Genomic DNA, 21,400 nt, shown 5'->3' with positions numbered 1-21,400 from the left:
TTCGCTAGACCATCATGAATCGTGATCACGAAACCGATGCTTCAAGGGATCATCGGTTACCCCGGAAGAATGGGGACGCGGACGATAGGCACGCTGGTAGGCGGGCTCACCTAACGTCTGACGGGCCTGGTCTTCGCAGGCTTGGCGGGCGGCGACCCACCCGGGGGACCTTCGAACCTCCGGCAAGCAAGAACCCCCGCCCAACCACCACCACGGCGCATCACGGTGACAAGCCACTGCCGCCCGCCCCTTGCCCTCTACCGGGCGATCTGCCGGCGGACCTGCTAGGTCAGGGCGAACAGCCCCCGGTTCATCCTGGGCCAGCCAGCCCCGTTCCACCAGCCGCCTCAGCTTGCCCCGCAGACCCTCCACCGCCGCGGCAGACTCACCCCGCCCCAACGCTGAGGAGATCTTCCCGGCCCGCATCGCCCACCCGGCATCGGCCAGCACCTCCAACACATCCCGATACGCCCGGGGCAACACCGAAGGCTCCACTTTCGGACACCAGGACGGCGCCGTCACCACGCCCCGCCGCACCACCTCGGCCGCGCTGTCCTGTCCGTCATGCCGCGTTGCGGACTCAGCATCCCCACCCGCCAGGACCGGGTCCGCGATCAGCCGGCCCGCCTCGCCCAGGATCTCCTCCATCACCTCCTGCGCGACCAGCAGCCCAGACAGCCGAGTCTCCTCAGCCTCCAGCCGCGCCCGCACCTCGGCGAGCTGTTCACCCAGCTCCTCAATCCACTGCCGGGACTCGGCCTGCCGCCGCGCCAGTTCCTCCAGCAACGAAGCCATCGCCGCCACCGCCTCGCACGCCTACACCCACAGTAGAAGGCGGTTTCACGATCAAACAGCCAGGACAGCAAACGCCCAGCTCAGCAGGTCACTGTAGAAGAGCTACACCCAAAGAAGATCCTGGTCCTGGAGCACTTCGCCGAGGGAGACCCCCACGGGTTCGCTGAGGCGGTCCGTGAGGCCCGCATGCGGTACGAGCGAGCGGACGGCTATCGGGATAGTGGCGCGCGCAAACTCCTCACCGCACCCGAGGTCACCCCGGCCGTCCACTCCGCCTGCGAGGTCACAGCCGCCGCCAGCTCCGCTCCCGCCGCGCCACCGTCGCCGCCCTTCCTTCTGCGCCGGCTCGATGGCCTCAGCGATCCGCCCCCACCGTGGTCGTGCCCTGGGCGAGGGACGACGCGGAGACCATGGAGGCTCAGCCCCGGCTGCTCCAAGCCCTGGAATCGGCCCTGGGGAACGTCATCGGTTCTGATCGGCACAACCGCCCCTGGGTGCGGCAGGGCCCAGCCGACCTGGAACAGTTCGCCACGGCCCTGCCGCAGATCGCGCGGACAGCTGTCACGCGCCACCTATGGCGCCCGCCGGCCTACCCTCCCTCCGGCCGGTCTCCCCTCGAACGCCCCAGGCTCCAGGGCCCCCTCGACCCCTTCGAGCCCGGGTGATGGCGGTCCATGGCACCGGCCTCCAGCCTGCGCAGGTGAGGTGCACGGCTCTCCGACCTCGTCACGTGGAGCTGCGGACGATCAGTTCGGTGGGGAGGATGACCGAGGAGATCGGGCCGCCGTCGATCTGGCGGAGTAGCAGGCGGACGGCGGCCCGGGCCTGGTCCTCCGCCGGGCTGCGGACCGTGGTGAGCGGCGGAGTCGCGTACGAAGCGGCCTCGATGTCGTCGAATCCGACCACCGCGACGTCGTCGGGCACCCGGCGGCCGGCCTCGTGCAGGACGCTCAGCGCCCCGATCGCCATCAGGTCGCCGGCCGCGAAGACGGCGTCCAAGTAGGAGTCGTCCTGGAGCAGCTCGCGCATCGCCCTCGCACCCGACGCCCGGGTGAGGTCGCCCATGGCGACGACCGACCTGCGGCCGGCGTCACGCAGGGTGTCGCGGTAGCCCGCGAGCCGGTCGTGCGCGGCGGCGCTCTCCAGCGGCCCGCAGATCATGGCGATCCGGCGCCGGCCCTGGCCGAGCAGGTGGGTGACCGCCGCCCTCGCGCCGCCGGTGTCGTCGCCCCCGACGTACGGGACGGCCAGGGAGGCGGCGGGCCTGCCCAGGGACACCATGGGGACGCCCGTGCGGGCCAGCTCGCTGAGCAGCGGGTCCGCGCCCCGGCCCGGCACGATCACGATGCCGTCGACGTGCCCGGCGACGACGTACTTCTCGACGCGCCGGCGGCTGTCCCGCGAGCCGCCGAGCATCAGCGTGACCTGCTTGCCCGCCTCCTCCAGCGCGTGCCCCGCCGACCGGACCACCGCCGAGAACAGCGGATCGTCCCCCGCCGCCCCAAAGCGCGGGCCGTCTGGATCTTCACCGGGAGAGCTGCCGGTTCCGAGGGGAGAGTCGAGTACGACCAGGCCGACGGTGTCCGTGCGCTGGGTCACCAGGCTCCGGGCCGCGGAGTTCGGCACGTAGCCGAGCTCGTTGACGGCGTCCATGACGGTCTCGCGGGACTCCGGGCTGACCGTGGCCTGGCCGTTGATCACCCGGGACACCGTCGACCGTGACACGCCCGCCCGTGCCGCGACCTCCTCCAGGGTGGGACGCCTGGCACGTTCCTTCCACACCCCGTTGCGCCGGATCACCTCGCGGTACCACAGCGCGCTGTCCTTGAGCAGCCTGCGCTGGGTCTCGAAGTCGACGTGGACGATGCCGAAGCGCTTGTTGTACCCCTCGGCCCACTCGAAGTTGTCCAGCAGCGACCAGACCAGGTATCCGCGCAGGTCGGCTCCGGCCTCGATGGCGGCGTGCGCCGCACGCAGGTGGCCCTCGATGAAGGCGGTGCGGTCGGTGTCGTGCACGCGGTCGCCGGTCACCACGTCCTCGAAGGCGGCGCCGTTCTCCGTCACCAGCAGGCCCACCTCCGGGTAGTCCCGCGCGAGCCGCAGCAGGAGCTGGGAGAGGCCGGTCGGCACGATCGGCCAGCCCATGGCCGTCGTCGGGGCGTAGGCGCCGGTGAACTCGATGTCCTCGGTGCCGGGGTAGGCGGGGTTGGCCGGCTCGCCGGGCCCGGATCGGACGACGCAGGGGGTGTAGTAGTTGACCCCGAGCAGGTCGATGGGCTGGTTGATGACCGCCAGGTCGCCGTCGTGGATGTGGGCGAGGCCGGCGAAGCGCTCGACGATCGGCAGCACCCTGGCCGGATACTCGCCGCGCAGCACCGGGTCGAGGAACTGCCGGTTGATCAGCGAGTCCACCCGGTCGACCGCCTCGGCGTCCTTGGGGGACAGGGTGAGGGCGGGGTCGTTCACCTGTCCTGGGGTGAGCACGGGCGCGAGGTTGAGCGTGAGCGTGATCTCGCGGGCGCCCGCGCCGCGCAGCGCCTGTACGCCGAGCCCGTGGGCGAGCAGCAGGTGGTGGGAGGCGCGGAAGGCGTCCGCCGAGGAGGTGCGGCCCGGCGCGTGCACGCCGATGCCGTACCCGAGGAAGGCCGCCACCCACGGCTCGTTGATGGTCATCCAATTGCCGACACGGTCGCCGAGCCGGTCGTGGACGACCGCGGCGTAGTCGGCGAACCGGTAGGCCGTGTCCCGCCGAGCCCAGCCGCCGAGATCTTCGAGCGCCTGCGGAAGATCCCAGTGGTAGAGGGTCACGTACGGCTCGATGCCCGCCTCGAGCAGGTTGTCCACCAGTCGCTCGTAGAAGTCCAGGCCCGCCGCGTTGACCGGGCCGGAGCCGCTCGGCTGCACCCTGGACCAGGCCACCGAGAACCGGTAGACCTCCAGGCCGAGCCGCTCCATCAGGCGGATGTCGTCCGCGTACCGGTGATATTGGTCGCAGGTCACCTCGCCGGTGTGGCCGTCCGCGATCGCGCCGGGCCTGTCGCAGAAGGTGTCCCAGATCGACGGGCCCCGGCCGTCCTCCCGCACGGCCCCCTCGACCTGGTAGGCGCCCGTGGCGGCACCCCAGATGAACCCATCGGGGAAGGCGAGCGTCTGTCCCCTGGTCGCGATGCTCGTCGCGGACATCGTTCGACGACTCCTGTCTGCCGTTGTGCCGGAGGCCGGTCGGCTGCGGCCACAATGTGAGGGAACAGCGGCAGAGCCATTCTCGCCGTCCCGATCAGCGAGCGCACGTCAAAATCGGCGGGAAACGCCCGAGATGCCTGATACGTCAGGGATGCCGAGAACAAGCCGGGAACAAGGAGTGAGCCGCCGGAGGTTGGGCACCGGCGAGGCACCGTTCGACCATGAAGGAGTTCAGGCCATGCATGCCATCGTCGTCGCCGACCCCGGAGGGTCCTCCGCGCTCACCTACACCGAGGTGCCCGATCCCGTGCCCGGGCCCGATGACGTGCTGGTCGACGTCAAGGCGATCGGGGTGAACTTCATCGACGTCTACCACCGCGAGGGGCGCTACTCCGTCCCGACGCCGTTCGTCCCCGGTTCGGAGGGCGTGGGCACCGTCGCGGCCGTCGGGGCGAACGTGACCGACGTCGCGCCCGGCGACCGGGTGGGCTGGCACGGAGTGCTGGGCGCCTACGCGGAGAAGGCCGTCGTACCGGCGGCGAGAACGATCCCGCTGCCGGAAGGGCTGGACTTCGAGCAGGCGGCGGCCGTGCTCCTCCAGGGCCTCACCGCCCACTACCTGACCCACTCGACGTACGCGGTGAAGAGCGGCGACGACACGCTCGTCCACGCGGCGGCGGGCGGGATGGGGCTCCTGCTCACCCAGATGATCAAGCTCCGCGGCGGCCGGGTGATCGGCACGGTCTCGACCGAGGAGAAGGAGAAGCTGGCGCGGGACGCCGGGGCCGACGACGTGATGCGCTACGAGGGCTTCGCCGAGGCGGTGCGCGAGCTGACCGGCGGCCAAGGCGTCCACGTCGTGTACGACGGCGTCGGGGCGAGCACCTTCGAGGGGAGCCTCGCCTCGCTGCGCCGGCGCGGCCTGCTGGCCCTGTACGGCGCGTCGAGCGGGCCGGTGCCGCCGTTCGACCTGCAGCGGCTGAACCCGGCCGGCTCGCTGTACGTGACCAGGCCCACGCTGGCCCACTACACCGCCACCCGCGAGGAGCTGCTGGAACGGGCCGATGAGGTGCTCGGCTGGGTGGCCTCCGGGGCCCTCAAGGTGCACATCTCCGCCCGCTACCCGCTGGCCGACGCCAAGAGGGCGCACGACGACCTCGAAGGCCGCCGGACGACCGGCAAACTTCTGCTGATCCCCTAGCGGGGCGACCCCCGCCTTCGACCCGGTCCCGGCTCCACGTCCGCCCGATCCGATGCCCGCACTCGGCGCCGCGGTCACCCGATCCGATGCCCGCACTCGGCGCCGCGGTCACCCGCCGGACGTGACCAGGCCGACGATCAGGACCGCCAGGTAGATGCCTCCGGCGATCGCGATCACGTGCAGCGCGATCGCCCAGGCGCGTAGCGCCGTCTCGTTCTTCATGGTGTCCCCTTCCGCGGCCGTCAATGGGAGCCGTTGAGCAGGCGGGCCTTGGCCGCGGCGTACTCGGCGTCGTCGAGCCTGCCGGCCGCGTGGAGCGCGGCCAACCGCTCGAGCCGGTCGACCAGGTCATCGGCGCCGGCCGGAGCGTCCACCGGGGTCAGGCCGACGAAGCGCGACCGCGGACCGCCGTAGGTGTCGCGCGGCGGAGCGTCCCGAGGTGGCGCGTCCTGGGGTGACGCCTCCCAGGAGGGCGCGCCGCGCGGGGCGTCGTTCTCGCCGGGCAGCACCACCGAGGTCGTCCACCGTAGGTGTCCCGGGCCTGTCGCCCGCGCCGGGGACGGCGTTGCGGGCCGCGGCGACCTCCCCCAGAAGACGGCGCGCCGCGCGTCCTTACCGAACAGGGCGAGCAGCGGCAGCCCGCCCATCAGCCCGAAGACGATCGCGCAGACCATGAACCCCCACTCGACCTCGGGCCCCGAGAGGGCGCCCTGGAGGAAGTTCCAGCCGAGGCTGAGGAACAGCGCGGGCCAGGCGAGCGGCGCCCAGCGCGGCCCCACCGGCAGGACGCTGACGGCGTAGACGCCCAGCGCCACCACGCCGCCGACGATCGAGACCGGTATGAGCCACGCGCCGTCCGGGCACGGGGTGGCGACGACGTACGGCCCACCGGAGGCACAGCTTCCGCCGATGCTCATGAGCTGGCGCGAGGTCAGGAACAACATGGTCAGGCAGCAGGTCAGGCCGCCTAACCCCAGGAGGATCCCAATCGACTTGCGGATCAGCTGAGGGGGGGTGATCACGCTCCGTATAGTAGGGCACCATTCCCATAAGGGGACAGGGCTTATCAAGCCGGTACATCACATCTTCTCGCCCTCTTCTCGGCCGGGACCGAAGCACCCACGGAGGTCGCGGGCCGGCGCGTTCAGGGAGCGGGGTCGGCGGGCCAGCCGAGCAGGCGGGCGCCGAGGACGGCGGTCTCCAGCGTGAAGCGCTGGGTCGGATCGTCGGGCGAGAAGCCGGTGAGCCGGCGGATCCGCTCCAGCCGGTAGGTGACCGCCCGGGTGCTGATCCCGAGCTTGCGCGCCGCGGCCGTCTGGTTGCCCTGCGCGCCGAACACCGCCTCCAGGGTCGAGAGCAGAGGTTCGGGGCCGCCCCGCGCGTCCAGCAAAGGGCTGAGCACCGTGGCGACGAGATCCTCTATCGCCTCCCTGTCACGCAGCAGCACCGGGAAGACCAGCAGGTCCGAGGCTTTGAGCACCTGCGGCCGCAGCCCCAGCCGCTCGCCCAGCCCGATGGCGTCACTCGCCTCGCGAAAGGAGGTCACCACGCCTCCCGGCCCGCGATGCGGGCGGCCGACGCCCACCCGCCAGCCCGGGTCGAGGTTGCCGCGCACGTGGTGGGTGAACTCTCCGGTGGCCGCGGTCAGGGTGCCGGGCGCGACGCAGACCAGCAGGCCGTCGCGGGCCGCGATCAGGATGTTGTGCGAGCCGAACCGGGCGATGAGAGCCTGCTCGATGCGCCGGACGATCGGGTCGCCCTCGCTGATCGGCTTGGTGTCCCGCGCCACCGCGACGACGTACGCCTCGGCCAGCCGCAGCCCGAAATGCTCGGCACGCTCGGCCAGCCGGTCCGCGCGTCCCTGCAGCAGATCGCCGATGAACTCCCGCCGCGCCTGGTCCTCGTGCCGGAGCGCCCGCAGCTGTGCCTCCTCGTACCCCTCGAAATAGGCCCCCAGCGCCCGCCGCACGGCACCGAGGACGGTCGCCTCGGCGGGGCGGGAGGTCAGCTCGGAGGCGAGCAGGCACGCGTCGGCGAGGGAGCGCATCGGCACACCACGTTCGGCGGCAGCCGTCCCGAGCGCGCGCAGCTCCTCGACGACGTCCCGGCCGGGTAAGCGGCCCGTGGACGAGGCGGCGGTCAGCACCGGAAGGTACCCGCCGAGCAGGTCGGCGGGCACCCCGGTGGCCTCGCTCACCTGAGCGAGAACGTCCATCACACTCCTACATCGCGCCGGTCGAAGGAGAGGACGGCGGTCAGGGTCAGCACGGCCGTCGCGGCCAGCAACACCAGGTAGTCCCCGATCGGGAAGCCGTTGACCAGCGGGTTTCCCTCACTGTAGTAATGGAACGGCGAGAACACGTTCAGCCATTTCATCACCTCGACGTCGGCGGACAGCGCGTTGACCACGTACCCGACGACCGCGTACGCGCCGGCGACCGACATGGCCAGGGCCTTCTTGCCGGTCGCCGCCCCCACGGCCAGCGCGAGGGTACCGAAGAGCAGGACGAGCAGGTACAGGCCGGTATGCGCGGCGAGGATCCTGTCGAAGGAGACGTCGAGACCCACCGCCGAGCCGAGGATGGCCAGCACGGCGAGCGAGACCACCGCGACCACGAGGAGCGCGACGGCCAGGCCCGCGAAGCGCTCCAGGACCAGCCGCTTGCGGTCGACCGGCAGCGTGAGGGTCAGCTCCAGCGTCCCGGACTCCTCGGGCGCCGCGAGGGCCCTGTTGGCCAGGACCACGGCGCACATGGTGAACAGGAGGGGCACGAAGAGCTGGTAGACGACCGCCTGGAGGAACCCGGTGCCGCTGGTGATGTTCTCCAGGCCGCCCATGAGCTTGCGAACGCCGTCGGGGTACTTGGCGAGCGCCGCCTGGCTGTAGAAGTCGGGGTTTTCCCGCATTTGCGGGAAGAAAGAGGTGTACATCCCGCTAAAGAGGCAGATGCCGATGGTCCAGCCGATGAGCGCGCGCCGGTAGTCGCGCAGCGTCTTACGCACCAACAGGGGCATGGTGCACATCCTCGCTGTAGTAGGTGAGGAAGATCTCCTCCAGGTCGGGCTCCGCGGAGACCATGTGGACGACCGTGAAGCGCGCCGCCGCCTTGATGAGCGCGTCCGGGCGGCCGTCGATCGTACAGCGCAGGCTCGCGCCCTCCACCTTCAGCTCGCGCACCCCCGGCAGGTCACGGAACGCCTCCTCGGGGACCGGCGCGTCGAAGTGCAGCTCCACCTTGCGCACCGCCTTCTCGCGCAGCGCCGCGATGTCCTCCACCGCGACCAGCCGCCCCCGCCGCACGATGCCCACCCGGTCGGAGACATGCTCCACCTCGGCCAGCACGTGCGACGACATCAGCACCGTCCGGCCCGCCGTACGGACCTCACGGACCATCGCCAGGAACTCCTGCTGCACGAGCGGGTCCAGTCCGCTGGTCGGCTCGTCGAGGATCAGGAACTCGGGCTCATGCATGAACGCCTGGATGAGGCCGACCTTCTGCTTGTTGCCCTTGGACAGCTGCCCCATCCTGACGGACAGGTCCGCCTCCAGCCGCTCCGCGAGCGCCTCGATCCGCCCCTTGGCCACGCCGCCCCTGACCCCCGCCAGGAACTCCAGGTACTCGCTCGCCTTCTCCCGGCCTTCCAGCGCCAGCTCACCCGGCAGGTAGCCGATCCTGCCGCGGATCGCCGCGTCCCGCGGGTCGGCGCCGAGCACCCGGGCCAGGCCGCGCGTGGGGCGGATCACATCCAGGAGCAGCCGGATCGTCGTCGTCTTCCCGGCACCGTTCGGGCCGAGGTACCCGAACACCTCACCGGGATGGATCTCGAGGGTCAGATCCTCGAGCCCCCGGCGCTTACCGTAGAACTTCGTCAGCCCCTCGGTCTCCACCACTGCTGTCATGCACCGAATCTTGACGCCCCGGCGCCCGGCACGACAGGAGCACACCAGGACACTTGCGCCCCCGTTCCCTTCCCGAACCCGGCAACCCACCCCCAAAAAAGCTCTACCACCCCACCCCCGCCCCGGGCACACCCATCCGACCGCCCCACCACCTTCCGCCCCGGTGTGGTGGTCGGGTGACTGGCGCCGCGGCGGCGAGACGGGGTACGGCGATGCCGGCGCCACCGTACGGTGGGGAACCGGCGAAGGTTCGAAGGGGCGCCGGGGCTAGCCGATGGCGCAGGCGCCCGTGCCGCCGGGGAGGCGGTGGCGGTAGCGGGCGATCAGGCGGTAGACCGCCTCGGCTGCCCAGCTCACCGGGGGCGCCATCATGACCAGGCCCGCCGCACGCCACCACGGCCTGGGTTGCAGCGCGAGCAGCACGGCGACGGCACGCGCTCCCGAGGCGCGGAGCCCGTGCGGGCCGAGCAGCTGCACCGACCGGGTCACCTCGTCCAGGGTCAGACCATGATCGGCAAGGTCGAGCTCCTGCCAGGCGCTCACGCGCGGCATGAGAGGGAGATGCCGGCGCCCGAATTCCACGCACCGCCGGCAGAACCCGCAGTCGCCGTCATACACCAGCATCCGACGATTCTCGCACACGCCTTCGAGCCACCACGGGCACGCCTTCGAGCCACCACGCGCACACGCGTTCAAGCCGCCACGGGCACGCGTTCAAGCCGCCACGGGCACGCGTTCGAGCCGCCGCTACCAGGGCCGCTGGAGGCCGGCCATTCGCTGGTGGTACTCATCCTCGCTGATCTCGCCCGCGGCGTACCGGAGCCGCAGGATCTCACGGGGGTCGGACTGATCGGGCCTGCGCGGGCTCAGTGCCCGCGTGACCAGCACGATGACCGCCACCAGCACCGCCGCGCCGACGGCGAGGACGGCGACGACGATCAGAAGCGCGAGCGCACTCATGGTGTTCCTCCGGGAGGCAGCGTGAGCAGGCCGGCCGGCGCGCCCTTCTCCACGAGCGCGAGCAGCGCGTCGGTATCCACATACTGCTCGATCAGATCACCGAGCGCGTCCAGATGACGCTCTCTGAGCGCCGCGAACGAGATCCCCGGCGTGGGGACGAAGTCACGGCCCGCTGTGGAGGCGACGTCGGTGAGGAAGGCGCGGCGGAAGTCGTCGTTCTCCAGGGCGCCGTGCCAGGTGGTCCCCCACACCGCGCCGGCCCGGCAACCGTCGAGGAACGGCTCCGCGCCCGCGCCGTCCATGACCGTCACGATGCCGTGGTGGATCTCGTAGGCGGCGACGCGGCAGCCGTACGCCTCGCCTACCGGCCGGGACAGGGTCTTGTCCGCGGCGAACTCGACGGTCACGGGCAGCAGGCCAAGGCCCTCCACCAGCCCGGCGCCCGACTCCACCTCGTCGCGGATGGACCGGGCGAGCATCTGGTACCCGCCGCAGACGCCGAGGATCGGCCCGCTTCGGGCGAGGAGCGCCGCGGCCAGGCCGGTACGGCGCAGCCATTCCAGGTCGGCGACCGTGGCGCGCGACCCGGGCAGGATCACCAGGTCCGCCTCGTGGAGCTCGGCGATCTCGGCGGGCGAGGTGACGAACCGGACCACCACGCCGGGCTCGGCGGCGAGAGCGTCGACATCGGTGAAGTTGGAGATCCTCGGATACCGGACCACCGCCACCCGCAGGACCTCCGAGGTCCCCGACCGAAGATCCCCGGCCGTCCCCGTCCCCGCCGCCATCGTGGGGAGCCGGCCGTCCAGCGCGAGGGAGTCCTCCAGGTCCATCCAGAGCCCGTCGAGCCAGGGCAGCACCCCGTACACCGGGCGTCCGGTCAGCTGCCGCAGCATGTCGAGCCCGGGTTCGAGCAGCTCGGCCGCGCCTCGGAACTTGTTGATCAGGAACCCGCTGATGAGCGCCTGATCTTCGGCGTCGAGCAGGGCGAGGGTCCCGTAGAGCGAGGCGAAGACGCCGCCCCGGTCGATGTCCCCGACGACGACCACCGGGACGTCGGCCGCACGTGCCAGCCCCATGTTCGCGATGTCGCCCCGGCGCAGGTTGATCTCCGCCGGGCTGCCCGCACCCTCGCAGACCACCACGTCGTACGACGAGCGGAGCCGGTTGAACGACTCCAGGGCGACCGTTCTGAGGTGGTCCCTGTACGTGCCGTACTCCATGGCGTCCACATCGGCGAGCGGCCTGCCCAGCACCACGACCTGGCTGCGCCGGTCACTGCCGGGCTTGAGCAGGATGGGGTTCATGTCGGCCGTCGGCTCGACGCCCGCCGCCTGCGCCTGGGCCACCTGCGCCCGCCCGATCTCGGCGCCGTCGGCGGTCACGAAGGAGTTCAGCGACATGTTCTGCGCCTTGAACGGCGCCACGCGCACGCCGCGGCGGGCCAGCCACCGGCAGATTCCCGCCGTGACGACGCTCTTGCCGGCGTCCGAAGCCGTACCCGCCACCAGCAACGTCCCTTTGACCACCGTACGACCATGCCTCACCGGCGGCGCCGGCGCCACGCGTGCAGGGCCCATGCCGAGGCGACGGCGAGCCCGGCCGACGCGAGGTTCACCGCACGCGCGAGCCGTACGGACCTGGCGATGTCGCCGACCTCGGGCCTGCGGCCGTCCCCCAGCTCGGGACGGTGCTCCACCCGGCCGCCGTAGTCGTTGCGCCCGCCGAGCCGCACGCCCAGCGCCCCGGCGAACGCCGCCTCGCACCGCCCGGAGTTCGGGCTCGGATGCCGGCGTCCGTCCTTGCGCAGAACGGTCGCCGCCTCGCGGGGAGATCCGCCCACCAGCGGGGCCAGCACGCATGCCAGCGCCCCGGTGACGCGGGCGGGGATGTAGTTGGCCACGTCGTCCAGCCGGGCGGCGGCCCAGCCGAACTTCTCATAGCGCTCCGATCGGTGTCCGACCATCGCGTCGAGCGTGTTGATCGCCCGGTAGGCCAGCAGCCCGGGCACGCCCGCCACGGCACCCCACGCGAGCGGCGCCACGACGGCGTCGGAGGTGTTCTCCGCGATCGACTCGACCGTCGCCCGGGCCAGCTCGCCCGTGGACAGGCCGGACGGGTCCCGCCCGCACAGATGCGGCAGCCTCGCGCGCGCGGCCGCCAGGTCGCCCGACTCCAGGGCGCCGGCCATGAACGCACCCTCGCGGGCCAGGGTGGTGCCGCCGAGCACCGCCCAGGTGGCCGCCGCGGTGAGCGCCGCGCGGGCTGCGGGCCTCCGCCGGGTCAGGCGCTCGGCCGCCACGCCGAGGAGCGTCACCGAGCCGACGCACACCCCCACATGTGCCACGCCCGGGCCACGCGCCTTCCCGTACAGGCGGTGCTCCACGGCCGCCGCGGCACGGCCGAACACCGCGACGGGATGGACGCCGCTGCGCGGGTCGGCGAACACGGCGTCCAGGGCGACCCCGGCCAGCAACCCGACGGTCCTGGCGCTCCACGGAGATCGCGAAACAGGAGGGGTCGAGGCGGCGAGCGGGGAGGACGGACGTGAGACTCGGGTCACCAAGGCCGGCGGCCTAGCGCAGGTGGGCATCGAGCTCTTCCCAGTGGTCGTCCAGCCAGGCGGCCGCTCTGCGGATGCGCTCACCCGCGCCTTCCTGCCACATTCGAGCCCAGCCCCCGCCGTCCCTCATGGCCCGCGATCGCATGGCCAGGTAGGAGCGGTCGAACCGGAGCCGGGTCACCTCCAGGAGCCGGCGTCGGTCGCGCGCCGAGAAGCCGTACGCGTCGCAGAACAGCCTCAGGCGCGTGCCCACGTCCAGCCCGTGCTGCAACGGGTCACGATCGATGGGGTCCGCGATCGGCGCCCAGTGCCGGAGGGTGGTCGCCACGTCGAACAGCCGGGTCGTCGGCCGTGCCATGTCGAAGTCGATCAGCGCCCACGGCTTTCCGTCGCGAAATATCACGTTTTCTGGGGTTATGTCGCAATGCCCCACCTGCTCGGGCAGGGCGTCTTCCTCGGATCCGTCAGCCCACACGGCGTCCGACGGAGGCACGAACCCCTCGACCGCGTCATGGAACCGGCGCACCAGCTTGGCCAGCTCGACGAGCGCCTCGTCACTCACCGCGTGCGGCCGGAGCGGACGGAGCGCCGCCTCTCCCGGAACGAAGGACAGGATCTCTCGCCCTCGCTCATCGACGCCGAACACGCGCGGCGCCCCCTCGAACCCCACCGATTCCAGATGGCGCAGCAAGGCATGCACAGCGGGGCTCGTCGGTCTCATCGGCCGGCGCACGGTGTCGCCCACGCGCACGACCCCCTCCGTCACATCACCGCCATAGAGGCGGATCTCCGGAGAAGTGGTGCCGACGGACATGGCGCACCAGTATAGTCCCGCCACTCAGGCCACGTGAGCCGTCCGTCCATTTTCCAACCCCCCGACCAACCGGGCAGTCCAGGCATTCCCATCTGACATGATGCGATCATGCGCATAGGGACCCTTGGGGCAGCGCGGATCACCCCCACCGCACTGATCAAGCCGGCTCGTGCCGTCGACGGCGTCCAAGTGACGGCCGTCGCCGCCCGCGACCGGTCACGCGCGGAGGCCTTCGCCACCAAGCACGGCATCCCCGTCGTCCACGGCACCTACGCCTCGCTCCTCGCCGACCCGGCCATCGACGCGGTCTACAACCCGCTGCCGAACGCGCTGCACGCCGAATGGACGCTACGCGCGATCGAAGCGGGCAAGCACGTCCTCTGCGAGAAGCCCTTCACCTCCAACGCCGCGGAGGCCAGGACCGTCGCGGACGCCGCCGAGAAGTCCGGCCTGGTCGTGATGGAGGCGTTCCACTACCGCTACCACCCGCTGATGGAACGCGCGCTGGAGATCGTCCGTACTGAGCTGGGCGAGGTCCGCCACGTCGAGACCTGGATGTGCTTCCCGCTCCCCCGCTTCACCGACATCCGGTACTCGCTGGAACTCGGCGGCGGGGCGCTCATGGACGCCGGCTGCTACGCGGTCCACTGCCTGCGGACCCTAGGCCCCGGCGAACCGTCCGTCGTCTCCGCCGCGGCCCTGCTCCAGTCCCCCGGCGTCGACCGGGCCATGGCCGCCGACCTCCGCTTCCCCACCGGCGCGACGGGGCGCGTCCACGCCTCCATGTGGTCGGGGCAGCTCCTCAAGGTCGCCGCCCGCGTGGAAGGCGAGCGCGGCACACTGCAGATCACCAACTACGCCGCGCCGCAGTTCTTCAACCGCGTCGTGGTGTCGGTCGACGGCGTCCGGCGCCGGGAGCGCATCCCCGGCGAGGCCACCTACACCTACCAGCTCCGCGCGTTCGCGGCGGCCGTCCAGGAAGGGCTTCCTCCGCTGACGCCGCCCAGCGACTCGATCGCCAACATGACCGTCATCGACGACATCTACCGCAAAGCCGCCCTCCCCCTCCGCGGCACCCCGTCCTAACCTGCTCCCCTCCGCGGCACCGGCTCCTCCACCCTCCCCTCCGCGGCATCCCGTCCCAACCTCCCCTCTGCGGCATCCCGTCCCAACCTCCTCCACCTCTCAATCCGCCGTCCCCTTTCCACCGGCCCCAGGTTCGTCTGCCCCGCCGTTCCCCCACCGCGCCGCGCGTTGCCCCGCTCAATACCGTCTCAGGTGTCTACGGTGGCCCCATGCCGATCGCGCTGGCCTTCGCCGCCTTCGTCATGACTCTGCTGGGCGGGGTCGTCGCCCAGCGTGTCCGCGACAGGCGGCACATCGTGCTCGGTGCGGCAGCAGGGGTCATGCTCGGCGTGGTGGCGTTCGACCTCATCCCCGAAAGCCTGGAACTGTCCCCCTACCGCCTGCTCGGCGTGCCGGTACCGATGCTCGCGCTGGCACTCGGCTTCCTCGCCGTTCACACGCTCGAACGCTCCCTGGCGGTCCATGACCTGCCGGAAGGCCACTACGCGCATCACAGCCACCGGCACGCCGCCGTCGGCCTCGGAGCCGGATCGGCGCTGGTCGTCCACAGCTTCATCGACGGCACGGCCATCGGCGCCGCGTTCCAGTCAGGAGGGCAACTGGGCGTCGTGGTGGCCGTCGCCGTCATCGCGCACGACTTCACCGACGGCTTCAACACCTTCACCCTCACGACGCTGTACGGCAACGCGCGCCGCCGGGCCGTGACACTGGTGCTCCTGGACGCCGTCGCCCCCGTACTCGGCGCCTCCCTGACCTTCCTGATCCACATCCCCGAGCCGGCGCTGGCCGCCTACCTGGGCTTCTTCGGCGGCTTCCTGCTCTACCTGGCGACCTCCGACATCCTGCCCGAGGCCCACACCACCGACCATCCCACCCAGGCCACCCTCCTCGCGACCATCGGCGGCACCCTGTTCATGTGGCTGGTCATCGGCCTCGCCGCCCATCAGCCCATAGAATCCGGGTGAACGGACATGCTGGTGAGCGCCCCACCCAAGCGGTACGCGGACGCTCCCCAGATCATGCACAATTATCCGAGAGCGCCCTTAGCTCAGCTGGACAGAGCATCGGACTTCTAATCCGACGGTCGCAGGTTCGAATCCTGCAGGGCGCGCCATCTCGACCGGGCCATCTGCCCTCTGACCTGGCCTTTCTCCTTGATCGGCGATCATGGTCGCCTGCAGCCGGATGCCGCCGAATGCAGCCCTCAGCGGGTGTTCACGGGATATATGCGGGATGAAAATCTCGACGTTTCCCCAGGTCAGACCGGCAAATTGAAGGGCCACGGGGGTTCCCGCGGCCCTTGGAAGGTAGATCGCCATCATGCTGTGAGTGCCTCGGTTATCCGCTGGTTCGCGATGTCACACTGCCCGTCGATGCACTTGGCGTAGACCCTGAGCAGCACATCCATGCTGTACCCGGCCCGTTCGACCACGTCGGGCGCGCGCACCCCGGAGTTGAGCCAGAGCGAGTCGGCCGCGTGCCGCAGGTCGTACGGCCTGCCGGCCAGAGGCGACGCGACCACTTGCTGGAACTTGCTTCGTCATGGTGAGGTCTGATGTGCCGCAACGCCGCTATCCCGGTGATCTTTCTCCGTCTCGCAACCGGCAGACGTAAGTGCTCGGGCGCGCCGCACTGGCGCGTGAGGCGGCGTTGCAGGTGGCTGTCCTAGATGCGCCTGGGGGCCCACGTGCGGAGGTCGAGTGGCGGCTCCGGGACCTCGTGCGGCTGGTCCGTCTCGACCTCTTCGACCATCTCGCTGGGCAGGACGCGGTCCGGGAGGCTGCCGAACCTGAAGAAACGCAGGCTGGCGTACTCCTCATCCGTGAACTTCTCCGATGACTGGCTTTCCTCGGCCATCATGTTCCTCCTCACCCCCAGGCTAATCTGGCCAGCCGGTCATCGCGCAGAAATCGTGCGACGAGTGCGATCCCCTATGGATCCGGCCTTTCTCAGTGTTAAGGGGAGGACCGGTCAGCGTCGGGCCGGGGCGGAGTGGGAGGGGCGTCCGATCGCGCCGCACCGGGGTGGGTGGGCGAAGAAACGAGATCCAGCTACGACCCTTACTCGATGTTCCACGGCTACCTCAGCTCGGAGTTCAGAGAGTAGCCACGCTCGTCCGGCCAAAAAGCGCGTCCATGATGCGCTGATTGGCCATCTCGCGTTGGCCGTCGATGCACTTGGCGTAGACCCTGAGCAGCACATCGACGCTGTGGCCGGCCCGTTCGGCGACGTCCGGCGCCGGAACCCCCGAGTTGAGCCACAGCGAGACGGCCGCATGCCGCAGGTCATACGGCCTGCCAGCCAAGGGCGAGCCGACCTGATCAGGAGTCAGCGCGTACGTCCGCGCCTCCTTCCAGACCTTGGCGTACGCCGTCGTGGAGAAGACACCACCCGTTGCGGTCCGGAACAACCGCCCATCAGCCGCGGTGCCATACCGTTCGATGTGCTCGCGGAGGATCATCACCAGCTCCGGCGGAATCGGCACGTCGCGTATGGCCTTGCGCCGACGCTGCTTGAGCCCGCGGACATCATGGGTGCTCCCCGAGTCAGAGAACCGCCGCCCGCTCTCCGGCCGTGTCTCCTCCAAGGTCAGCAGGCCCCACCCAGTTGCCGGAAGATGGCAGTCCTTCTCGCGGAGCCCCGCGGCCTCAGCAGGCCGAAGACCGGCGAAGTACATGCAGGCGAACATCCCCGCCAGCATCGCCCCTCGCGACCGGCCCACGTACGTCACCGCAGTGAGCAGCTCGCGCGCCTGCACGGGGTTGACCACCACCCGCCGGTCCACCTCCCCCGACACCTTCGCAGGCTTCCAGTTCACACGGTCGAGCGGATTTGCCGAAAGATCCCCCAGCTCGACGGCGTACTCCAGCGCGTGATGGAACACCGCCCGCTTACGCCGGAAGGTCGAGTCAGCCGCCCGCTTCCCAGCGAGGGTCACCGACAGCGCCTCCAACGCGGCCCGAGCCGTCTTGGCCTCCTCCAGCTCGACGACCGGCAGCGAGGAAGCGGTGAGCCAGCGCAGCGCGGCAGCCTGATCAGCGTCGAGACTCCCCCGCCGGCCATCGGGCACGAAGACATACCCACGAAGAACCGAGCGCAAGACCCAGAGATCGGGCTTACCCGGCCGATCACGTAGCAGAGCGAGCGTGACGCCGGTCATCGCGTCCGTCATACCCTCCCGCGACTTGGCCGCCGAGTGAGGCCACTTGGCCAGCACGTACGCCTGAGCGAACTGGAGCCACGTCCGCGCAGCCTTGGCCTTGACCAACGACAGAGGCAGGCCGCTCTCCACGTCGAAGGCCTCACCTACCTTGGCCGCCTGCCGGAGGTCCGACAGGAAGCTCTCGGCCAGAGCCTTGGTGCGGACAGTCTTGGACTTCTCCCGCCCGCCGACCTTCCAGCGCACCTCGTACGACGCCGTCTTGCTGGACTTGTTGCGGCGGACGTCCCAGAACTTCACGTCATAGCTGGTGTTCACGCGGCCCTGCCGTTCCGGGGGTCGGTCTCCCGTAGCGACTCAAGCCAGGCGTCGAAGTCGCTGCGGTAGACGCGGATCTCCCCGTTGGGCAGCTTGAAGCCCCTGGGCGCCTTACCGATCTCCCGCCAGCGGTAGAAGGTCCGGAGCGAGATCCCGCCCAGCTCAGCGAGGATCTCGGGGACGCTCATCAGCTCATCACGCTTCCTCATGCTGCCCTCCCCTCAGTTGCGGAAAGATCGTGTCCGTCTCCTTGCGCCTGGAGCTGGTTCATGTGGTTACGCCACCGCTGGCGCTCATGGACCGACCGCAGCAGCCGTACGGCCAGCGGAGGCACGTTGGCGTCTCCCTGAGGGACGGGCCGCCAGACGTAGCGGTGGGGGTCCACCGGCTCGTCTGCGACGCCAAGGGCTTCCAGGACCCAGGTACGGCGGTCCTGCTTGTGCTCGGTCAGCGTCTTGTTCGACCACTTCCTCGACACCAGGACGCGCCGGCCCGCGTAGCCCAGGTGCTCAGGCTTGTGCGCCTTGCCCCGGCAGCGACCGGGAGCCATGCCCGCCTTGGCGCTCTTGGGTTGGATGCCATACCGGAGCCAGTTGGGGCAGGTCGGCGAGCACGGCTCGAACCGAAGCGCGTCCGCGAAGCGTTCGGCATGGAACCGCTGAGCCAGATTGTCGCCATCGAGGGTGTCGCCAATGGACTTGGTGAGGTACTTGGACAGGTACCGAATGCACTGGTCGGCGTCCTTGCTCCCGGCCAGCACACCCTGCACGTCGACCTGGGTGCCGAAGCGCACCACGTGCAGCGGCTCGGCCTCCTCGTACTGGTCAAGCTCGTCGAGGGCTTCATCCCAGGTAGGCAGCACTTCCCCAGTGGCCGGGTCGAGGTAGCCGACGCCATCGGACCAGACGGGCAGGTGATCGCCCTCGTACTTCACCTCATCGACCGACGGCCACCACACCTGGTGATAGGTCGCCGCAGCGATCTGCTTGATCTCCGCCCGTGGCAGCGTGCCTCGCACGGCCATATGCAGATGCGGGGCCAGCCGCTTCTGCGGCTCGACCGCGGCGAAGTACTGCACATCGAAGCCGGCCACCCGGCGAAGGTTCTGCACGAACCGGTCCACCAGCTTGGAGAAGTGCAGCGCATCCCGAGCCGCCCGGACGTAGTCGTAGCTATCCGGGTCAACGGGGACGCCGTCCTTGATCCGCCCGTACGACGGCAGGGTGAGGGTGAGGAACATCGACGGCCGGAAGGTCTTGCCATCCGGCGCGTGGAACACTCGGCCGAGGGTCGTGGCGCTCATCTTGCGCCTGGGAAGGTCCGGGGCATCCTGGCGCCGCTTGGTCGACCGCGACCGCTTGCCGGTGGTCCGGCCGAGGACGTTGCCGCGCATCCCGGCGTTGTTGATCTCCTCGTCCAGTTCGGTGATGGCCGCATCGAGCTCCTCGGTTTGCTGTCCTGCGGCTTCCGCGTCATCTCGCCAGACCTCAGCGTCGGCCCGTACCTCGACCAGGCAGCGCTGATAGTCGTCCGCCTCATCCGGGGTGTTGATCGGCTCGGCCTCCAGGTGCCAGCCCTCCCGGCACTGCGCCATCCGAAGCTGCCTGTTGCGCTTCGCGCAGGAGGGGCACTTGGACTCCAGCGTCGCGCCGCAGGGAACATCGATGATCTCGGACTTGCCAGTCGCGATGTCCAGCCGTTGGAGCGCGACGGGACGGATGCATACGCCGTACTGCTTGGCGATCTGCTCGACGACATCCCGCGCCAGCGGCATTGCCATCCGCACCGCCCGAGGAAGGGACCGGTCGTTGGCATTGGTCATTGATCATCACCGCCGTCCTGGGCCGGGAGCGTGACGGCGGTCTGTCCGCACTCCTGGCACTCGACCAGCCCGCATGCCGGGTCCAGCCACAGGACGTTGAGACAGCGGCACACCTCGCAGCGCAGGCCGTCGAGGAAGTGAGTCAGCGTCATACGGCCTCACCCACCGGGGCGAACTGGGCGGCCATTGCCCGGATGTCGGCGTCGGAGACGTATGCCGCCCGCACACGTACCGGGTCGGGGCTGGTCTCCAGGCGGATGTATCCGATGCCTGCACCGGCCTCCGGGCGGGGTGAGATGAGGTCGGGCAGTGCTCCCCTGTTCCGGGCCCCGTCGCCGAGGACCATGTCGACCTGTTCGGATTCATCCAGCCGCAGGGCGATCTTGTCGGGGAACAGGTTGCGGATGTTCATGACCTCCTTGCGCGGGTCCTGGAGCGCGGCGAGCACGCCGACGCCCACCGCCCGACCTTGGGTCGTCAAGGTGGCAAGAGCAGCGGTGATGCGCTGGCGAAGGTGCTTGTCGGATTGGTAGGCGGTCAGGAAGGCGACCTCGTCGACGACCACCAGGACGAACGGGTCATCGACGGTGGGCGTGTGGTTGCGCTGGACGCCGGCAAACCGGCCCGCCCTCTCCTGCATGACCTTGACCGCCGCATCCAGCAGATCGGCACAAGCGTCCGGGTCGGCGGCGTAGCGGCAGCCGAAGATGGTGCGACCGTAGGACAGCTCCATGAGCTTGGGGTCCAGCGCCCACACCTGCACCAGCCCGGCGCGGACGGCGGGCAGCAGGCCACGGATGGCGGACCAGATCACCGAGCCCTTCCCTGCCCCGGTGGCTCCGGCGACCAGGACGTGGGTGCCATGGAGCTTGAGCAGCCACGGATGGCCGTTCTCCTGCATGCCGACCTGTACCGGCCCAGCCGAGGCTGTCTCAGGTATGGGGACGGCCGGGAGCGGGACGGCGAGCGGGTCGCTACGCGGGAACGTGAGCAGGAGCCTGCCGGAGCGCTGAACGCTGATCCGGCAGGAGGTGGCGCCGAAGCCGTGGGCGAGATGCTCGGTCCGGGCGGTCCAGTCGGTGACGGCCTGCCCGGAGAGCATCTTCACCGTGACCAAGTCCGCCCACGGTGTGCAGGTGACGGCGAGCAGCCGGGGAAGGCAGTCGCGCCCCCGCAGGTGCCGTCCCAGACCGGAGACGATCAACACCGGTTGCCAGTGACGCCGGTAGATCGAGACCAGCCGCCACCAAGCGAGCAGGGGCCGGCCGACCAGCCGGAGGAACGAGGGCCGGTCGACCAGCGCCCACGAGACGCCAGCCGAGACGGTCAGGCCAGCGAGGACGACGACGTACGGGTAGCCGTATCGGGTCCAGATGACCCCCAGACCGGCGGTGATGGTCAAGGCGATCGGGTGACGCCAGACCAGGCCAACGGCACCGGCCAGCATGCGCCAGGCGGCGATCGCGAGGGTGAGAATGGCCGGAGTCTGCACCACGGCCGGGCGGAAGACGACGGCGGTGTCCGGCGTGGTGGAGACCAGCCGGGCTGTCTCATCGCCGGGAAGCTTCTTGAACATTAGGCTTAAGCCCTCTCTTGA

22 protein-coding genes, 1 tRNA gene and 1 pseudogene are annotated in these 21,400 nt (G+C 70.3%); 5 read left to right on the top strand and 19 right to left on the bottom strand.

The features are described 5' to 3' along the window. Positions 1–12: 12 nt before the first annotated feature. A complete protein-coding gene (locus tag MYF83_RS15080; protein ID WP_248960961.1) occupies positions 13–795 on the bottom strand; it encodes a hypothetical protein in 783 nt (260 codons plus the stop codon). A 374-nt stretch (positions 796–1,169) separates the two neighbouring features. Here MYF83_RS15080 and MYF83_RS15075 point away from each other — a divergent pair, with 374 nt between their 5' ends. Beyond that, positions 1,170–1,460 carry a hypothetical protein gene (locus tag MYF83_RS15075; RefSeq protein WP_248960960.1) on the top strand — a complete coding sequence of 97 codons (291 nt, stop codon included), beginning with the start codon at positions 1,170–1,172 and terminating at the stop codon, positions 1,458–1,460. Between the two features lie 61 nt (positions 1,461–1,521). Here MYF83_RS15075 and MYF83_RS44280 read toward each other — a convergent pair whose 3' ends face one another. Together MYF83_RS44280 and MYF83_RS44275 are read right to left on the bottom strand one after the other, a co-directional pair. Continuing rightward, positions 1,522–2,448 (bottom strand): LacI family DNA-binding transcriptional regulator, encoded by a 927-nt coding sequence (locus tag MYF83_RS44280; RefSeq protein ID WP_279339565.1) that lies wholly within the window; start codon positions 2,446–2,448, stop codon positions 1,522–1,524. After that, positions 2,425–3,978 (bottom strand): annotated as a pseudogene (locus MYF83_RS44275) (GH1 family beta-glucosidase); the annotation flags it as partial. The pseudogene MYF83_RS44275 and the gene MYF83_RS44280, both read right to left, overlap by 24 nt. Positions 3,979–4,216: 238 nt before the next feature. On the opposite strand from MYF83_RS44275, the gene MYF83_RS15060 reads away from it, so the two are divergent. Next, complete coding sequence (locus tag MYF83_RS15060) at positions 4,217–5,179, top strand: quinone oxidoreductase family protein (RefSeq protein ID WP_248960959.1); 963 nt, start codon at positions 4,217–4,219, stop codon at positions 5,177–5,179. Positions 5,180–5,421: 242 nt separating this feature from the next. Here the strand turns inward: MYF83_RS15060 and MYF83_RS15055 are convergent, their stop codons facing one another. The 9 genes from MYF83_RS15055 to MYF83_RS15015 all read right to left on the bottom strand — a co-directional run bounded on the left by MYF83_RS15055 (position 5,422) and on the right by MYF83_RS15015 (position 13,303). Continuing rightward, the gene (locus tag MYF83_RS15055) at positions 5,422–6,201 is read right to left on the bottom strand and encodes an SHOCT domain-containing protein (protein WP_248960958.1); all 780 of its coding nucleotides are present in this window, start codon (positions 6,199–6,201) and stop codon (positions 5,422–5,424) included. Positions 6,202–6,323: 122 nt separating this feature from the next. Continuing rightward, positions 6,324–7,394 (bottom strand): PucR family transcriptional regulator, encoded by a 1,071-nt coding sequence (locus tag MYF83_RS15050; protein ID WP_248960957.1) that lies wholly within the window; start codon positions 7,392–7,394, stop codon positions 6,324–6,326. Further along, complete coding sequence (locus MYF83_RS15045) at positions 7,394–8,194, bottom strand: DUF2705 family protein (protein WP_248960956.1); 801 nt, start codon at positions 8,192–8,194, stop codon at positions 7,394–7,396. Before MYF83_RS15045 ends, MYF83_RS15050 begins: the two co-directional genes overlap by 1 nt. Next, the gene (locus MYF83_RS15040; protein ID WP_248960955.1) at positions 8,175–9,080 is read right to left on the bottom strand and encodes an ABC transporter ATP-binding protein; all 906 of its coding nucleotides are present in this window, start codon (positions 9,078–9,080) and stop codon (positions 8,175–8,177) included. Before MYF83_RS15040 ends, MYF83_RS15045 begins: the two co-directional genes overlap by 20 nt. Before the next feature lie 267 nt (positions 9,081–9,347). Continuing rightward, on the bottom strand, positions 9,348–9,704 hold the full coding sequence (locus MYF83_RS15035; protein ID WP_248960954.1) for a thiol-disulfide oxidoreductase DCC family protein: 357 nt from the start codon (positions 9,702–9,704) through the stop codon (positions 9,348–9,350). Between the two features lie 123 nt (positions 9,705–9,827). Next, positions 9,828–10,040, bottom strand: a complete 213-nt coding sequence (locus tag MYF83_RS15030) for an SHOCT domain-containing protein (RefSeq protein ID WP_248960953.1) — start codon at positions 10,038–10,040, stop codon at positions 9,828–9,830. Further along, entirely contained in the window at positions 10,037–11,569 is a 1,533-nt protein-coding gene (locus MYF83_RS15025; RefSeq protein ID WP_248960952.1) for a cobyric acid synthase, read from the bottom strand. Before MYF83_RS15025 ends, MYF83_RS15030 begins: the two co-directional genes overlap by 4 nt. A gap of 14 nt (positions 11,570–11,583) precedes the next feature. Beyond that, on the bottom strand, positions 11,584–12,516 hold the full coding sequence (locus tag MYF83_RS15020; RefSeq protein WP_248960951.1) for a cobalamin biosynthesis protein: 933 nt from the start codon (positions 12,514–12,516) through the stop codon (positions 11,584–11,586). 100 nt (positions 12,517–12,616) lie between these two features. Then, positions 12,617–13,303: a phosphotransferase gene (locus MYF83_RS15015; RefSeq protein WP_248960950.1), complete on the bottom strand. Its 687-nt coding sequence runs from the start codon at positions 13,301–13,303 to the stop codon at positions 12,617–12,619. Between the two features lie 222 nt (positions 13,304–13,525). Between MYF83_RS15015 and MYF83_RS15010 the strand changes: the two genes are divergently transcribed. The 3 genes from MYF83_RS15010 to MYF83_RS15000 all read left to right on the top strand — a co-directional run bounded on the left by MYF83_RS15010 (position 13,526) and on the right by MYF83_RS15000 (position 15,617). Next, a complete protein-coding gene (locus MYF83_RS15010; protein ID WP_248960947.1) occupies positions 13,526–14,503 on the top strand; it encodes a Gfo/Idh/MocA family protein in 978 nt (325 codons plus the stop codon). Between the two features lie 209 nt (positions 14,504–14,712). Next, a complete protein-coding gene (locus tag MYF83_RS15005; RefSeq protein WP_248960941.1) occupies positions 14,713–15,468 on the top strand; it encodes a ZIP family metal transporter in 756 nt (251 codons plus the stop codon). Positions 15,469–15,540: 72 nt separating this feature from the next. Beyond that, a tRNA-Arg gene (locus MYF83_RS15000) sits at positions 15,541–15,617 on the top strand. Positions 15,618–15,821: 204 nt separating this feature from the next. Here the strand turns inward: MYF83_RS15000 and MYF83_RS14995 are convergent. From MYF83_RS14995 to MYF83_RS14965, 7 genes are all read right to left on the bottom strand, one after another. After that, complete coding sequence (locus MYF83_RS14995) at positions 15,822–16,025, bottom strand: hypothetical protein (protein WP_308201448.1); 204 nt, start codon at positions 16,023–16,025, stop codon at positions 15,822–15,824. A gap of 143 nt (positions 16,026–16,168) precedes the next feature. Then, the gene (locus MYF83_RS14990) at positions 16,169–16,363 is read right to left on the bottom strand and encodes a hypothetical protein (protein WP_248960939.1); all 195 of its coding nucleotides are present in this window, start codon (positions 16,361–16,363) and stop codon (positions 16,169–16,171) included. Between the two features lie 235 nt (positions 16,364–16,598). Then, positions 16,599–17,909 (bottom strand): tyrosine-type recombinase/integrase, encoded by a 1,311-nt coding sequence (locus MYF83_RS14985; RefSeq protein ID WP_308201447.1) that lies wholly within the window; start codon positions 17,907–17,909, stop codon positions 16,599–16,601. A 68-nt stretch (positions 17,910–17,977) separates the two neighbouring features. Then, positions 17,978–18,190, bottom strand: a complete 213-nt coding sequence (locus tag MYF83_RS14980) for a helix-turn-helix transcriptional regulator (protein WP_248960931.1) — start codon at positions 18,188–18,190, stop codon at positions 17,978–17,980. Beyond that, a complete protein-coding gene (locus MYF83_RS14975) occupies positions 18,187–19,803 on the bottom strand; it encodes a replication initiator (RefSeq protein WP_248960929.1) in 1,617 nt (538 codons plus the stop codon). Before MYF83_RS14975 ends, MYF83_RS14980 begins: the two co-directional genes overlap by 4 nt. Continuing rightward, positions 19,800–19,955 carry a hypothetical protein gene (locus MYF83_RS14970; RefSeq protein WP_248960928.1) on the bottom strand — a complete coding sequence of 52 codons (156 nt, stop codon included), beginning with the start codon at positions 19,953–19,955 and terminating at the stop codon, positions 19,800–19,802. The genes MYF83_RS14975 and MYF83_RS14970 overlap by 4 nt, the downstream gene beginning before the upstream one ends. After that, on the bottom strand, positions 19,952–21,379 hold the full coding sequence (locus MYF83_RS14965; protein WP_248960927.1) for an FtsK/SpoIIIE domain-containing protein: 1,428 nt from the start codon (positions 21,377–21,379) through the stop codon (positions 19,952–19,954). Before MYF83_RS14965 ends, MYF83_RS14970 begins: the two co-directional genes overlap by 4 nt. Between the last annotated feature and the right edge of the window lie 21 nt (positions 21,380–21,400).

It is taken from the genome of Sphaerisporangium perillae (assembly GCF_023276435.1).
Classification (GTDB): domain Bacteria; phylum Actinomycetota; class Actinomycetes; order Streptosporangiales; family Streptosporangiaceae; genus Sphaerisporangium; species Sphaerisporangium perillae.
This window is presented reverse-complemented; position numbering and strand designations above follow the sequence as displayed.